The following is a 12,762-nucleotide window of genomic DNA, read 5'->3' as shown; positions in this document are numbered from 1 at the left end:
ATGGCTTTGTCCTCGATGTCGTCGCGACCCCCGGCCATTGCGCCAATCACCTGTCCTTTGCCATCCGCGATACCGATTTGCTGGTCGTGGGCGATCACGTCATGGGCTGGAACTCAACCGTGGTCGCCGCCCCCGATGGCGATCTGGGCGATTATCTCAACTCCCTCGACAAGGTGATGGCGCTGCCCCAGAATCGCTATCTCCCCGGCCATGGCGATACCATCGCCGATGGCAAGGCCTTCGCCCGGGCTCTGCGGGCCCATCGACTCATGCGCAACGGGCAATTGATCGATGTCGTGCGTCAGGGGGCCTTGAGCCTGTCGGCAGCCACAAAGGCGGTTTATCCCGCGTTGACCGGCGGGCTGGCGGTGGGTGCGCGCAGCACCCTGCTCAGCCATGCGCAATATCTCGAACAGCGCGGCGATATCGGTATCCGCCGTGGCCTATTCGGCGTCCGCCTGCTCCCCCGGCTCAACCGGGGCTAGATCGTCGTCCGGCTCGATCAGCGCCATGGTGTTCTGGATATAGCGCGATACCATATCGTCGAGAGCGATGAGAAAGCGCTCGATCTCCCGTCCATTGTCGCCCAGATCATGCCGGACCGGCACCATCGAGGCGGCCCGCAGGTCGATCAGCGCACCGATGGGATTGGGCGATACCCGAAAGGCGATTTCGTTCTCGAACCCGAACAATGAGCGGCGGATGGCATTGACCGCGCCTGCCTGTGCATCCCCCGGCGGCTGCATGCCGACGATATCCCACCCGCTGGCCTCGACCAGTTCCCGCCCCAGCGAAAACAGGGCTGAAGGCGGTATCTGATAGATGCGGGTGATCAGGTTGGGAAACGACGCCAGCACCGTTTCCGGGTCGATTTCCGGGTGGTTGGGGCGCGCCATCAGCAGCGGTGGCGGATCGGCGAAGGCCGTGCTCACATCGGCGGTGGAGATATAGAGTTCGGTCATCGCCAGCGTCGTGGCGGCGGGCCCGAGACAGAGCAGCCCCACCACGACACCGATCGACGCCGGGCCCCACCCCTTGTCCCCGCTGAACCACAGCCGGACCCAGGCGATAAGCCCGGCAATAAACGCCCCGAGCGCAAAGCCGGTGCCGATCACGAGACTGATCTCGAAAACGTCGGACCCGATCTGCCCGAACATGTGCAACCCGGTGGAGATGACGATCAGCGCGGCAGCAAATGACGCCAGCCGCCGCGCCCAGATTGCCAGTTTCGATGTCCGGATGAGAACGCGCATGGGCTAGGGATAAAGCCGGGTGCGGGACCAGTCGGCGTTAAGGTCCGGGCGGGAAAACAGCACCCGGTCATGCAGCCGGAAGGCTCCGTCCTGCCAGAATTCGATTTGCAGGGGCCGGATGCGAAAACCCGACCAATGGCCCGGGCGCGGGATATCGTCCGCGTCAAACCGCGCCGTCAGCTCCTCCACCCTTTCGAGCAGGGCCTGGCGGCTGCCCAGCGGGCGCGACTGGGCCGAGGCATGGGCGCCGATGCGCGACTGGGCCGGGCGGGTGGCGAAATAGGCATCGGCCTCTGCGCTCGACACCGGCTCGACCAGCCCGCGCACCCGCACCTGACGGCGCTGGCTTTTCCAGTGGAACAGCAGCGCAGCCTTGGGGTGGCCGAGCAGCTCGCGCCCCTTTGCCGATTCATAATTGGTGTAAAAAACGAACCCTTCGGGCGAAAAACCGTTGAGCAGCACCATGCGCAAATCGGGCAGGCCGGTCTCATCGACGCTAGCCACCGCCATCGCATTGGGGTCGTTGAGTTCCGTTTCCCGCGCCGCATCCAGCCATTGCGGAAACAGCTCGAAAGGATCGATTCGGCCACTATAGGCGTCGTCGAACAGCAAATCGGTCAGCGAAGCCGTCATGGGCGAAATCCATCCCTTCTGGACAATGATGGGGGCCGTGGCCATATAGAACGCAAACCTGCGGTGCTTCAACTGCCCGCACATCATGATCAAAAGGACATGGCGCGCCCGGCCACTGCCGCCGGAGCGCCGTTTCAAGGTGTAACGAGCGAATGCGCGAACCCTATACAGTGCTTGGCGTTTCCAAAAGCGCCAGCGAAAAGGAGATCAAGAGCGCCTACCGCAAGCTGGCCAAGTCGCTGCATCCGGACCAGAATCCGGATGACAAGAAAGCCCATGACAAGTTTGCCGAGGTTACGGCTGCTTATGATCTGTTGTCTGACAAGACCAAGCGCGGTCAGTATGACCGTGGCGAGATCGACGCCGAAGGCAATCCCAAATTTGCCGGCTTCGGGTTCGATCCGTCCGGCATGCGGGGCGCCCGCCCCGGAGCCGGGGGCGGTGCCAGCGGCTTCAATGCCGAGGATATCCTGAAAGAATTCATGAGCGGCTTTGGCGGCGCGCGCCGTCAGCCCGGTGGCAATCCGTTTGGCGGCGGCGGGCAGGGGGCCGGTTGGGACCCGTTCACCGGCACGTCGTCCGGTGGTGGGGTGCCCAAGGGTGATGACGTGACGGTCACCCTCGCGGTGTCGCTGGAAGAAGCCCACAAGGGCGGCTCGGTGCCCGTCACCCTGCCATCGGGCAAAACCGTGTCGGTCAAGCTGCCATCGCCGCTCGAAGAGGGCCAGCAGGTGCGCCTGCGGGGGCAAGGGCGGCCCTCGCCGCTGGGCGGCAAGCCCGGCGATGCCCTCGTCACCATCCGCTTCGCCCGCAATGCGCGGTTCCGGCGCGATGGCAATGATCTGCGCGTCGATGTGCCGATCACGCTTTATGAGGCGGTGCTGGGCGCCAAAGTGCGGGTTCCGACCCTCGATGGCGCGGTCGAGCTTAACCTGCCCCCCGGTCCCGACACCGGCAAGGCGATGCGCCTGCGGGGCAAGGGGCTGTTCGGCAAGGGCGATCTCTATGCCAATCTGCGCATCATCCTGCCCGAAGGCGGCGATCCCGACCTCGAAAGCCTGATGCGGTTCTGGCGCGACCAGAAACCCTATAAGGTCCGGGACTGACCCACCGCGCCCCCCAGCCCGGCGATCCGGCCTCTGCCCCATCTGGAGAGCACAATGCAATTTGTCAAAGTGGACGATGCCGTCCTCCATTATCAGACCATCGGCGGGCCTGACGGCGCTCCGGTTCTGGTGTTGTCCAATGCGCTTGGCACCGATTTCCGCATCTGGCGTGATGTGATCGTGCGTCTGGTCGGCAAGTTCACCATCCTCACCTATGATTCGCGCGGCCACGGCCTGTCGGAAACCGGCGACGGCCCGATCACCATCGCCCGTCACGCCGAAGACCTTGCCGCCATCATGGATCATGCGGGCCTGTCCTCGGCCATCGTCTGCGGCCTGTCGGTCGGCGGGCTGATCGCCCAGCAGCTCTATGCCGACCGCCGTGATCTCGTCTCCGCCCTGATCCTGTGCGATACGGCGGCCAAGATCGGCGATGCCGATATCTGGAACCAGCGCATCGCCGCCGTCGAGGCCAATGGGTTGGCCGGACTGGCCGCCTCCGTCATGCCGCGCTGGTTCGCCGCCGATTTCATCGCCAACCGCGCTGAAGAAGTGGCGGGATATCGCACCATGCTCGAACGCCAGCCTGCCAGCGGCTATATCGGCACCTGCCTGGCCCTGCGCGAGGCCGATTTGCGCGACCAGGCGCGGCAGATCGGGGTGCCCACCCTGTGCGTGGTGGGCGAAGAGGATCAATCCACGACCGTCGAAACCGTCTCTGCCCTCGCCCGTTCCATCCCCGGCGCGCGGTTCGAGACCATCAAGGGGGCAGGGCATCTGCCGCCCGTCGAAACCCCCGAAATGCTGTCGGAAATCATCCTCGCCTTCACCGACACCCTGGCCGACCGCCCCGCGATCAACTGAGGCGATCCACGATCACATTGGCCTGATCGCTGCAACCTTTCGTTAACCATATGCTTTTGCCTTCAGGCAAGAGTGGCGGACCGGAGGATGGATCATGGCCGAATTCGAATATCGGGGCTTTCGTTTCAGGACCGTCTTCGAAGACGATTGGCGCATCCGCATCTGGCCGCCCCTGCGCCCCATCGGGCTGATCGACCGGGTCCGGGCCAGCCGGGAGGAAGGCGAACGCATCTGCTATCGCCGCGCCACCGCCGCCATTGATGCGTTCATCGATCGGCCCGTGCTCAAACCGGGCCGCCGCGCGCCGGTGCGAACGCCGCACCCCCGCCCCGGGATTTCAGAGGTTAACACCGCTTCACCCTCCTGAACCGGTTCTGAATATCGCCATCAGCGTCCATTCAACGGCGGGGCGGTAGTTTGCTGACAGTGCAATGAAACTCTGTCGGGGGACACCATGTCGCTTTCAGCTCGCCTCACGCTTCCCGCCGTTATTGGCGGTCTTGTTCTGGTGCTGGTTTCGGGCGTTTTCGCGCCGCCGGTCCATGCCAAGGGCTATACTGTCGGCTCGCCCGCTCAGGTGTCCGGCGTCGCCTCCTGGGATCATCTCAATGTCCGGCGCTGGCCTGCCTCGTACTCGCAGCAAGTCGGCCAACTGGCACCCTGGGCTTCCGTCTGGGTGGACCGCTGCATCGAAGTCGAACGCTCGTCCGACTGGTGCCTCGTCCAGCGCGGACAGACGCGCGGCTGGGTGAACTCGCGCTTCCTCACTCCGCAATAGTTTCTGCCTCTCACTGACCTCCTCCCTTGACTTTCCCCACAGCGTGCGGTCCACCGGGATACGCTCCTGTGGGGATTTTTTTGTCATGGCCAATCCTGTTCTGGCGCAATCGGTGCGCGGCAATTGGGTGGAAAACCGCTATCGCGGCGCGATCTGCGTTGCCGATGCCAGCGGCACCATTCTCGCGGCGACCGGCGATGTGTCCGCCGCAATCTTCCCACGGTCGGCCATCAAGGCCATGCAGGCCCTGCCGATCCTTGCAACCGGTGCCGATACGCAATTCGGCCTTGGCGCGCCCGCCCTGGCGCTGGCCTGTGCTTCGCACAATGGCGAACCGGCCCATACCGAACTGGCCGCCGCGATGCTCGCTGCGCTCGATCTCGATGAAACCGCCCTTGAATGCGGGGCGCATCCTCCGCTCGATCCCGCCGCCCGCAAGGCGCTGTTCGCCGCTGGCGGCAAGCCGACCGCGCTGCACAACTCCTGTTCGGGCAAGCATTCGGGCATGTTGGCGCTGGCCCGCGCCTTGGGTGTCGAAACCAAGGGCTATTCCCGCCGCGACCATCCGGTGCAGCAGCGCGTGCGCAGCGCCATTGAAGAGGTGATCGGCCAGCCGCTGACCGAGGGCAAGTGCGGCACCGATGGTTGCTCGATCCCCACCTGGGCCGCGCCGATCTCAGCCTTTGCCACCGGTTTTGCCCGCATGGCGAGCGGGGAGGGGCTTGCGGCCCAGACCGCCGCAGACGCCTCGCGGATTTTCGAAGCCGCTACCAGCCATCCGTTCCTCGTCGGCGGCACAGGCTCGTTCGATACCGAGGCCATGGAAGCCTTTGGCGGTCGCTTGATGCTCAAGTTCGGGGCCGATGGGGTCTATTGCGGCGCGCTGCGCGACAGCGGCATCGGCTTTGCGCTCAAATGCGATGATGGCAATGTTCCCGCCGCCACCGCGATGGTTGCCGCCCTGCTGCTTGCCATCGCCAGCCCCGACGCCGCCCAGACCGAGCTTCTGGAGCGTCGTGCCCGTTGGCCGCTGCGCAGCTGGGTCGGCGCGGAAGTGGGACATATCGAAGCCACGCCCGACGCAAGACTGGAACTCTAAAAGCGGTTTTCAGGAAAAGCGGAGGCGGTTTTCCGCTTCGGAAACGCGGTGCTAAAGCAACAGATTGTCCCCGATGGCGAGTTGCGGGAAATCACCCGCTTTTGCCGCCAGATCGGGGGCCACGACCTCGTGCCACGCATGGCCGGAGAGCGCCGCTCCCCGCGCGCCGCTGATCGTATTGCCGGAAATAGCCGCCGCACCCGCTCCCGGCGCAACGCTCACCACGATGCCGGTCTCGATATCGCGGATCAGATTGCCGGCTATGGTGACATCGCGCAGATACGGGCCCCATCCGGCCGTGATGCCTGTGCCTGACACTGCCTCGATGACATTGCTGGCCACCACCGTGTCGGCTTCCGCCGCGATGCCATAGGCGATCTGCAGGTCGGGATTGACGGCGGAAGGTCCATGCACATTGCGCACGATATTGCCCGTGCACGCCGCCAGCCGCCCGCCCTCATTGAAATTGGTGATCGATATCCCCGCAGCGGCTCCGTCGATCACATTGCCGGTTATCACCGAGCCCGAAAAAGCGAACTCGGAATAGATCGCGACCTCGCCGCTATTGATACAGGTATTGCCGTTGATCTGAGTGTTGTTGGTCGCGTTCAGCCGGATCGCCGAAAAGGCGCAGTCGGAGAGGTGATTGCCAGAGACGATGACCTCATCGGCTTGAAACACATTGATGCCATTGCCGTTCTGGCCGTTGCCGCCATCGGTCCAGTCAACGGACGCGATGCGATTTCCCGAGATCAGCGTGCCGTCGGCTCCGCTTGCGCTGCGCCACACCCTGATGCCGCCATTGCCGCAATCGGTCACCGTATTGCCCGTCAGCGCCAGCCCCGCCGCGTCGAGGCTGAATATCCCCGTTTGCCCCGCCTCGCTCACCCGGCAGCCTTCGATCCGGCCCGAGGAATTTATAAAGGTGATGCCATTCAACTTTGTGTTGCGCACCGCGCAGTCGCGGAGTGTGACGTTGTGACAGTCGGCAAAATGTACCAGCCCGCCATGCCACACATCGCCCCCCGCACCACTGCCATCGAGGCCTAGCCCCCACAGCGAGATATCGTGCCCGTCTTCCGCCCCGAGCAGCGGCCCGACTCCCACATGCTCCAGCCATGTCGCTCCCGGCACCCCTTCCAGCAAAAAGCTGCTTGGTACGCGCAAGCCGCTGATGCGGTATCGTCCAGCCGGAATGAACAATCGCCCCTCATCGCGGGCGGCATCAATCGCGCTCTGGAGAGTTTGTGTCTGGTCGGTGGTGGCACCGGGGATAAGGTCGGCGGTTTTTGCCATCGCGGGGCCGGTCAGCGCCGCGCCGACTAGGCCGATTGTTGTTTTGAAAAATCCGCGCCGCGATTGCTGCATCAATACCCCCTTGATTGTGCCAAGTTTGGCCAGATTGCCAGGCATTTTCCACCAATGTTTGCAGCCAAGGTGAATCCTTGCCGCAAGTGTCGTGCCCCCGCTATACAGGGGGTCCCGCTGTTGAATCGGACTGAGCCATGCTTGTTGAAGACGCCATTTACCTCGGAACCAGCACTCGCCCGGAATACCTCCATCTGGGATTTGGCAACCGGCACGGGCTGATCACCGGCGCGACCGGAACCGGCAAGACGGTGACGTTGCAAATCCTTGCCGAAGGCTTCTCAAACGCAGGCGTTCCGGTGTTTTGCGCCGACATCAAGGGCGATGTGGCCGGGCTCGCCAAGCCGGGCGAACCCCAGGGTTTTCTTGCTGAGCGGGCGGAAAAAATCGGCTTTTCCGATTACACCTTCGAAGGTTTTCCCACGATTTTCTGGGATTTGTTCGGGCGTCAGGGCCATCCGGTGCGGACCACCATATCCGAAATGGGCCCGCTGCTGCTCTCGCGCATGCTCGAACTCAACGCCACCCAGGAAGGCATCTTGAACGCTGCCTTCAAGCTGGCCGATGACGAAGGGCTTTTGCTTCTTGATTTCAAAGACTTGCGCTCACTGCTCAGTCACGTTGCCGAGCGCCGCGCCGAACTTTCTGCCCATTACGGCAACATTTCTACCGCCTCGGTCGGAGCCATTCAGCGGTCGCTTCTGGTGCTCGAACAGCAGGGCGCCGAGCACTTTTTCGGCGAACCAGCCCTCGAAATCACCGATCTGATGCGCGTGGATTCTCAGGGACGGGGATATATCTCGATCCTCGCCGCCGACGATCTGATGCGCTCGCCACGTCTTTACGCCATTTTCCTGCTCTGGCTGCTGTCGGAACTGTTTGAACAGCTCCCCGAAGTCGGCAATCCCGCCAAGCCCAGGCTCGTGTTCTTTTTTGATGAAGCGCACCTGCTGTTCAACGAGGCACCGCCGCCGCTGCTGGCCAAGATCGAGCAGGTGGTCAAACTGGTGCGCTCCAAGGGTGTGGGGGTCTATTTCGTCACCCAGAACCCCGCCGACGTGCCGGAATCGGTGCTGGCGCAGTTGGGCAATCGCATCCAGCACGCCCTGCGCGCTTATACGCCCAAAGAGCAGAAAGCCGTACGCATTGCCGCCGAAAGCTTCCGGCCCAATCCCGAATTCGACACCGCCGAAGTCATCACCCAGCTTGGCACGGGCGAGGCGCTGGTCTCGGTGCTCGAAGAAAAGGGCATCCCGTCTGTCGTTGGCCGCACGCTGATCCGCCCGCCATCCTCCCGGATCGGTGTGCTCTCACCCGCAGAGCGCTCAGAGATCATGGCGATGGGTCCGATGGCACACCGCTACGATACGCCGGTGGATCGGGAATCGGCCTATGAAATCCTGGGCAAACGCGCGGAGCAGGCCCTGCGCGAGGCCGAACTGGCGGCTCGCGAAGCCGAAATTCGCAAGCTGGAACAGGCGCGCGACAAGGCGTTGGCGCGACCTGCCCCAAGGCGCTCCACCCGCCAGACGCCGGTTGAAGCGGCAATCAATACCTTTGCCCGGACCGTAGCCCGCAAAGCCGGCGATTCCCTTGTGCGGGGAATGCTCGGTTCGCTGACCCGGCGCCGGTGATCGCCATGGCAAAACTCAAATACGTTGCCGTTTTCGCTGATTGCGGCGACACCTCCCATCTCGCCGATTATCGACAGGCCGGTTTGGTGATCGGGCGGCACGGCGCGCATCTTTATTGTCTGGCCCGCGATGGCCAGTGGCCGCGCGCACTGGTGGAATCGGCGCTCGCCGCTGGTGGGCTGGTGACGGTTGCCACCGGGCCGACCGAGCGCCCCCTCTCGGTTCCTCAAGGGGTTACGGTCATCACCGAGGCGTCGGAAGCGCTGGCAGCCAGGGCTATCGTCGCGGCAAGTCAGGTGGTCGTGGGGCTGCCCGCAGGAATCGAAACCGTCTCGGCGCTCTATGGTGCCTGGTCGGCATCGGGCGGCGCGGCGGGGGGCAGACCGGTGGGCTTGCTCAACCGCAATCGCGCTTATGAAGTGGTTCGGGGCTTTGCCAACGACGTTGCCGCAGTGGGGCGCGGCAATGTCGAGTCCCTGATCCAGATCTCCGACAATTTCGATGATTTGTGGGGTCGGCTTACGCGCCTGGTCTAGGCGCGTCCGGTCCCCGGTCGCGGATCGATTTGTGCGCGACAAACGAAATGATGTTCTCGCCACGCCGCTCGACGCGATGCTGGCGGGCGTCGGCCAGCGCAATACGGTTGCGGCGGTCCGGGCCGAAATAGCCAGCGCCCGCAGCCACATAATCGGTCGGCCCCGAAGCGATGCGCGCGGCCACCCGCTCTTCGAGATAGAGCGGGCTCATGGGTTTGACGATCACCTCGTCGATCCCGGCCTCGACGCATTGGCGTCGCATCTGCGGGCTGATCGTCCGGCTCAGGGCGATGATCTGCACCGCGCGCGCCGCGACCGTCTCGTCGTTGCGGATCGCTTGCGCCACATCTGCCGCCGTTGTCTGGCCAAGCTCGAAATCGGTGACCAGCAGGGCGATGGGCGCGATGCGGATATAATCGGTCAGCGCACCCAGATCGCGAAATTCCCGGACCCGCCAGTCGCGCTTGCGCCGCAGGGTGGCAGCCAGCACCGAGGCCAGCGCCGGGCTGTCGGCAAGAACGGCAATGGTTGGTACGGGCTGCATGAGGCCGTCTCCGAGGGCTGTATATAGTTACCAAGCCCTTAACATAGCCTTCGGTTCCCCGAAAGCCGAGGGACGGCAACACGGCAAAAGAAATGGCCCGCCTGTGAACAGACGGGCCAGATCGAACATCAAATCTCAGGAAATCAGGAGGCGGCTTCGAAAAGCTCTGCGACGTAATCCCAGTTCACAAGATTATCGAACCAGGTTTCGAGATATTTCGGACGCGCATTGCGATAGTCGATGTAGTAGGAGTGCTCCCACACGTCGACACCGAGCAGCGGAACGCCACCATGCACTAGGGGGTTTTCCCCATTCGGCGTTTTCGTTACTTCCAGTTTTCCGTCCTTCCACGTCAGCCACGCCCAGCCTGAGCCAAACTGTCCGGCGCCAGCAGCGAGGAAGTCTTCGCGGAACTTGTCGAAGCCACCGAGGTCGGAATCGACAGTAGCCTGAAGTTTACCCGGAAGCGAACGCCCACCGCCATTTGGCTTCATCCACTTCCAGAAATGGATATGGTTGTAATGCTGGCCGGCGTTGTTGAATAGCGCCTGATTCTTGCCAAAGCTTTCCTTGACCACATCTTCAAGGCTCTTGCCTTCAAGTCCCGAACCTTCGAGCAGCTTGTTGCCGTTGGTCACATAGGCCTGATGGTGCTTGTCGTGGTGGAATTCCAGCGTTTCAGCCGACATGTGCGGGCCAAGCGCATCATAGGCATAGGGCAGATCGGGGAGTGTAAAACTCATGAGAGGCCTCCTTGGTTTCTATCTGAAATGTCTTTGCCTGATAATTTACCAAGCTAATACTTTTTATATACAGGGCTGCCGGTCCTGGTGCAACGGCACAAGGCGTAAACTTATGCCAATCCAACGCATTCAAGCGCAAAAGCATAGGTGATTGCGGTTTCCTTGATGCGTTCGAAACGGCCAGAAGCCCCGCCATGTCCGGCGTCCATATTGGTGCGCAGGTACAATGCGCTGTCGCCGGTCTTGGTTGCACGCAAGCGCGCCACCCATTTGGCAGGCTCCCAATAGGTCACCCTCGGGTCGGTCAGCCCGGCCAGGGCGAGGATCGGCGGATAGGCGACGGCAGCGACGTTGTCATAGGGCGAATATGAAGCGATGCGCCGATAAGCGTCTTCGGACGCAATGGGATTGCCCCATTCGGGCCATTCCGGCGGCGTGAGGGGCAGGGTGTCATCGAGCATGGTGTTGAGAACGTCGACAAAGGGCACGATGGCCATGACGCCTGCCCACAGGTCCGGCCGCATATTGGCGACCGCGCCCATCAGCATGCCGCCAGCCGACCCGCCTTCGGCTACGATCTTGCCTTTGGCGGTGAAGCCGTTGTCGATCAGCATTTCAGCAGCGGCGATGAAATCGGTGAAGGTATTGGCCTTGTGCTCGGCGCGCCCGTTTTTGTACCAGCCATACCCCTTGTCCATGCCGCCCCGGATATGGGCAATGGCATAGACGAACCCCCGGTCGACCAGCGACAGGTTCGAAATCGAAAAGCCTGCCGGTATGGCGTGGCCATAGGAGCCATAGCCGTAGAGCAGCGTCGGGGCAGAGCCATCGAGCTTGAGACCCTTGCGGTACAAAAGCGTGACTGGAACGTCTTCGCCATCGGGCGCTTTGGCGAACATCCGGCGTGTTTCGTAGGCGTCGGGGTCATGGCCCGAGGGAACCTGTTGCTGCTTGCGCAACACCCGCTCGCCGGTCTCCAAGTTCATGTCGTAAATCTGCCCGGGGGTGGTGGGCGAGGAATAGGAAAACCGGATCGTTGCGGTGTCGAACTCGTAGCCCGGAATAAGCCCCAGCGAATAGGCTTCCTCGGCAAAGGCGATGGTTTCCTCAAGATCCGTGCGCAAATCCCGCACCACGATGCGCGGCAGGCCATCCTTGCGTTCGAGACGAATGAGGTGATTGGCCAGAACGATGATGTCGAGAATGAGTGTGCCCGATTCATGGGCGACAAGATCAACCCACTGGGCAACGCCCGGCGCCGACACGGCGGCGGTAACGACCTTGAAATCTTCGGCCTTGTCGTCGTTGGTGAGGATGTAGAGGGTCCCATCCCGCTCCTCGACCGAGTATTCGGTGTTCTCATGGCGGGGCTCCACGACAACCGGGTCACCTCCTTGTTCCGCGTCGATCAGCCAGACTTCGGACGTCTGGTGATCATGGGCGGAAATGGTGATGAAACGCCGTGATTGCGTCAGGTCAACGCTAACGAAAAAGCCGGGATCGCTCTCTTCATAAATGATGGCGTCATCGGCCTGAGAGGTGCCAAGCACGTGCTTGCGGACCCGGAACGGCCGGTGGTTTTCATCCAGCTCGACGTAATAGAACGACTGTGAATCGAGCGCCCACAGCGCGCCGCTGCCGGCCTTTTCGATCCGTTCGGGGCGGTCCTGACCTGTTTCTACGTCCCGGATATGGATGGTGTAATATTCCGATCCATTCCGGTCGGCGGCCCAGGCGACCATGGTGTGGCAGGGCGAGTGTTCCGCGCCCGCAAAGCCGAAATATCCCTCGCCAGCTTCCGCGTTGCAATCGAGCAGCACCAGTTCGTCGCCACCAGCGGTGGGAATCCGGCAGATCAGCGGATACTGGTCGCCCTCGCGCGTCCGCGAATAATAGGCAAACGGACCATCGGGGGAGGGGACCGAGCTGTCATCTTCCTTGATGCGCCCGCGGATTTCCGCGTAGATGGTTTCCTGCAACGCCTTGGTCTTTTCGCCGAACTGGCTTTCATACCAGGCGTTTTCGGCTTCCAGATAGTCGCGGATATCCTGGGGCAGCACGGACGGGTCGGCCATGACCTCGCGCCAGTTTTCCGCTCTCAGCCAATTATACGGATCATGACGGGTGACCCCGTGCCGCGTGTCCGAATGGGGGCGTTGCGCGGCAACGGGGGGCGCGGCGTCGTGCATGTTCTATCCTCGGAA

General features: G+C 62.7%; 14 protein-coding genes. 8 read left to right on the top strand and 6 right to left on the bottom strand.

Features of this window, described 5'->3' with window-relative positions:
• On the top strand, window positions 1-485 hold a 485-nt coding region (locus VNS12_RS06395; protein WP_325487010.1), incomplete at its 5' end, for an MBL fold metallo-hydrolase.
• Here VNS12_RS06395 and VNS12_RS06390 read toward each other — a convergent pair.
• Together VNS12_RS06390 and pdxH are read right to left on the bottom strand one after the other, a co-directional pair.
• Window positions 444-1,253, bottom strand: a complete 810-nt coding sequence (locus tag VNS12_RS06390; protein ID WP_325487009.1) for a DUF1499 domain-containing protein — start codon at window positions 1,251-1,253, stop codon at window positions 444-446. The genes VNS12_RS06395 and VNS12_RS06390 overlap by 42 nt on opposite strands.
• 3 nt (window positions 1,254-1,256) lie before the next feature.
• The gene (gene pdxH, locus VNS12_RS06385; RefSeq protein ID WP_325487008.1) at window positions 1,257-1,886 is read right to left on the bottom strand and encodes a pyridoxamine 5'-phosphate oxidase; all 630 of its coding nucleotides are present in this window, start codon (window positions 1,884-1,886) and stop codon (window positions 1,257-1,259) included.
• Between the two features lie 152 nt (window positions 1,887-2,038).
• Between pdxH and VNS12_RS06380 the strand changes: the two genes are divergently transcribed.
• The 5 genes from VNS12_RS06380 to VNS12_RS06360 all read left to right on the top strand — a co-directional run bounded on the left by VNS12_RS06380 (window position 2,039) and on the right by VNS12_RS06360 (window position 5,733).
• Window positions 2,039-2,992 carry a DnaJ C-terminal domain-containing protein gene (locus VNS12_RS06380; RefSeq protein WP_325487007.1) on the top strand — a complete coding sequence of 318 codons (954 nt, stop codon included), beginning with the start codon at window positions 2,039-2,041 and terminating at the stop codon, window positions 2,990-2,992.
• Window positions 2,993-3,046: 54 nt separating this feature from the next.
• Entirely contained in the window at window positions 3,047-3,856 is an 810-nt protein-coding gene (gene pcaD / locus VNS12_RS06375; RefSeq protein ID WP_325487006.1) for a 3-oxoadipate enol-lactonase, read from the top strand.
• A 94-nt stretch (window positions 3,857-3,950) separates the two neighbouring features.
• Window positions 3,951-4,223: a hypothetical protein gene (locus VNS12_RS06370; protein ID WP_325487005.1), complete on the top strand. Its 273-nt coding sequence runs from the start codon at window positions 3,951-3,953 to the stop codon at window positions 4,221-4,223.
• An 87-nt stretch (window positions 4,224-4,310) separates the two neighbouring features.
• Window positions 4,311-4,634, top strand: a complete 324-nt coding sequence (locus VNS12_RS06365; protein WP_325487004.1) for an SH3 domain-containing protein — start codon at window positions 4,311-4,313, stop codon at window positions 4,632-4,634.
• An 85-nt stretch (window positions 4,635-4,719) separates the two neighbouring features.
• Window positions 4,720-5,733, top strand: a complete 1,014-nt coding sequence (locus VNS12_RS06360; RefSeq protein WP_325487003.1) for an asparaginase — start codon at window positions 4,720-4,722, stop codon at window positions 5,731-5,733.
• A gap of 51 nt (window positions 5,734-5,784) precedes the next feature.
• Here VNS12_RS06360 and VNS12_RS06355 read toward each other — a convergent pair whose 3' ends face one another.
• Window positions 5,785-7,146, bottom strand: a complete 1,362-nt coding sequence (locus VNS12_RS06355; RefSeq protein WP_325487002.1) for a TIGR03808 family TAT-translocated repetitive protein — start codon at window positions 7,144-7,146, stop codon at window positions 5,785-5,787.
• Window positions 7,147-7,238: 92 nt separating this feature from the next.
• Between VNS12_RS06355 and VNS12_RS06350 the strand changes: the two genes are divergently transcribed.
• Both VNS12_RS06350 and VNS12_RS06345 read left to right on the top strand, forming a co-directional pair.
• Window positions 7,239-8,735 (top strand): helicase HerA-like C-terminal domain-containing protein, encoded by a 1,497-nt coding sequence (locus tag VNS12_RS06350; RefSeq protein ID WP_325487001.1) that lies wholly within the window; start codon window positions 7,239-7,241, stop codon window positions 8,733-8,735.
• 5 nt (window positions 8,736-8,740) lie between these two features.
• Window positions 8,741-9,271: a hypothetical protein gene (locus VNS12_RS06345; protein WP_325487000.1), complete on the top strand. Its 531-nt coding sequence runs from the start codon at window positions 8,741-8,743 to the stop codon at window positions 9,269-9,271.
• Here the strand turns inward: VNS12_RS06345 and VNS12_RS06340 are convergent.
• The 3 genes from VNS12_RS06340 to VNS12_RS06330 form a co-directional block, all read right to left on the bottom strand.
• The gene (locus tag VNS12_RS06340) at window positions 9,255-9,815 is read right to left on the bottom strand and encodes a response regulator (RefSeq protein WP_325486999.1); all 561 of its coding nucleotides are present in this window, start codon (window positions 9,813-9,815) and stop codon (window positions 9,255-9,257) included. The two genes, VNS12_RS06345 and VNS12_RS06340, sit on opposite strands and share 17 nt — an antisense overlap.
• A 143-nt stretch (window positions 9,816-9,958) precedes the next feature.
• Window positions 9,959-10,558: a superoxide dismutase gene (locus VNS12_RS06335; protein WP_325486998.1), complete on the bottom strand. Its 600-nt coding sequence runs from the start codon at window positions 10,556-10,558 to the stop codon at window positions 9,959-9,961.
• Window positions 10,559-10,668: 110 nt separating this feature from the next.
• Window positions 10,669-12,747 (bottom strand): S9 family peptidase, encoded by a 2,079-nt coding sequence (locus VNS12_RS06330; RefSeq protein ID WP_325486997.1) that lies wholly within the window; start codon window positions 12,745-12,747, stop codon window positions 10,669-10,671.
• Window positions 12,748-12,762 lie beyond the last annotated feature (15 nt).

The organism is Pelagibacterium sp., from assembly GCF_035555455.1.
Lineage (GTDB): Bacteria > Pseudomonadota > Alphaproteobacteria > Rhizobiales > Devosiaceae > Pelagibacterium.
Note: the sequence above shows the minus strand (reverse complement) of the source record. Positions and strands in the feature narration are given on the sequence as shown.

What these genes read in the sequence shown, in the direction of transcription:
- VNS12_RS06350 (WP_325487001.1), top strand. Translation starts at nt 7,239, where the DNA reads ATGCTTGTTGAAGACGCCATTTACCTCGGAACCAGCACTCGCCCGGAA.
- VNS12_RS06355 (WP_325487002.1), bottom strand. Translation starts at nt 7,146, where the DNA reads ATGCCTGGCAATCTGGCCAAACTTGGCACAATCAAGGGGGTATTGATG.
- VNS12_RS06345 (WP_325487000.1), top strand. Translation starts at nt 8,741, where the DNA reads ATGGCAAAACTCAAATACGTTGCCGTTTTCGCTGATTGCGGCGACACC.
- pdxH (WP_325487008.1), bottom strand. Translation starts at nt 1,886, where the DNA reads ATGACGGCTTCGCTGACCGATTTGCTGTTCGACGACGCCTATAGTGGC.
- VNS12_RS06330 (WP_325486997.1), bottom strand. Translation starts at nt 12,747, where the DNA reads ATGCACGACGCCGCGCCCCCCGTTGCCGCGCAACGCCCCCATTCGGAC.
- VNS12_RS06360 (WP_325487003.1), top strand. Translation starts at nt 4,720, where the DNA reads ATGGCCAATCCTGTTCTGGCGCAATCGGTGCGCGGCAATTGGGTGGAA.
- pcaD (WP_325487006.1), top strand. Translation starts at nt 3,047, where the DNA reads ATGCAATTTGTCAAAGTGGACGATGCCGTCCTCCATTATCAGACCATC.
- VNS12_RS06335 (WP_325486998.1), bottom strand. Translation starts at nt 10,558, where the DNA reads ATGAGTTTTACACTCCCCGATCTGCCCTATGCCTATGATGCGCTTGGC.
- VNS12_RS06365 (WP_325487004.1), top strand. Translation starts at nt 4,311, where the DNA reads ATGTCGCTTTCAGCTCGCCTCACGCTTCCCGCCGTTATTGGCGGTCTT.
- VNS12_RS06340 (WP_325486999.1), bottom strand. Translation starts at nt 9,815, where the DNA reads ATGCAGCCCGTACCAACCATTGCCGTTCTTGCCGACAGCCCGGCGCTG.
- VNS12_RS06380 (WP_325487007.1), top strand. Translation starts at nt 2,039, where the DNA reads ATGCGCGAACCCTATACAGTGCTTGGCGTTTCCAAAAGCGCCAGCGAA.
- VNS12_RS06390 (WP_325487009.1), bottom strand. Translation starts at nt 1,253, where the DNA reads ATGCGCGTTCTCATCCGGACATCGAAACTGGCAATCTGGGCGCGGCGG.
- VNS12_RS06370 (WP_325487005.1), top strand. Translation starts at nt 3,951, where the DNA reads ATGGCCGAATTCGAATATCGGGGCTTTCGTTTCAGGACCGTCTTCGAA.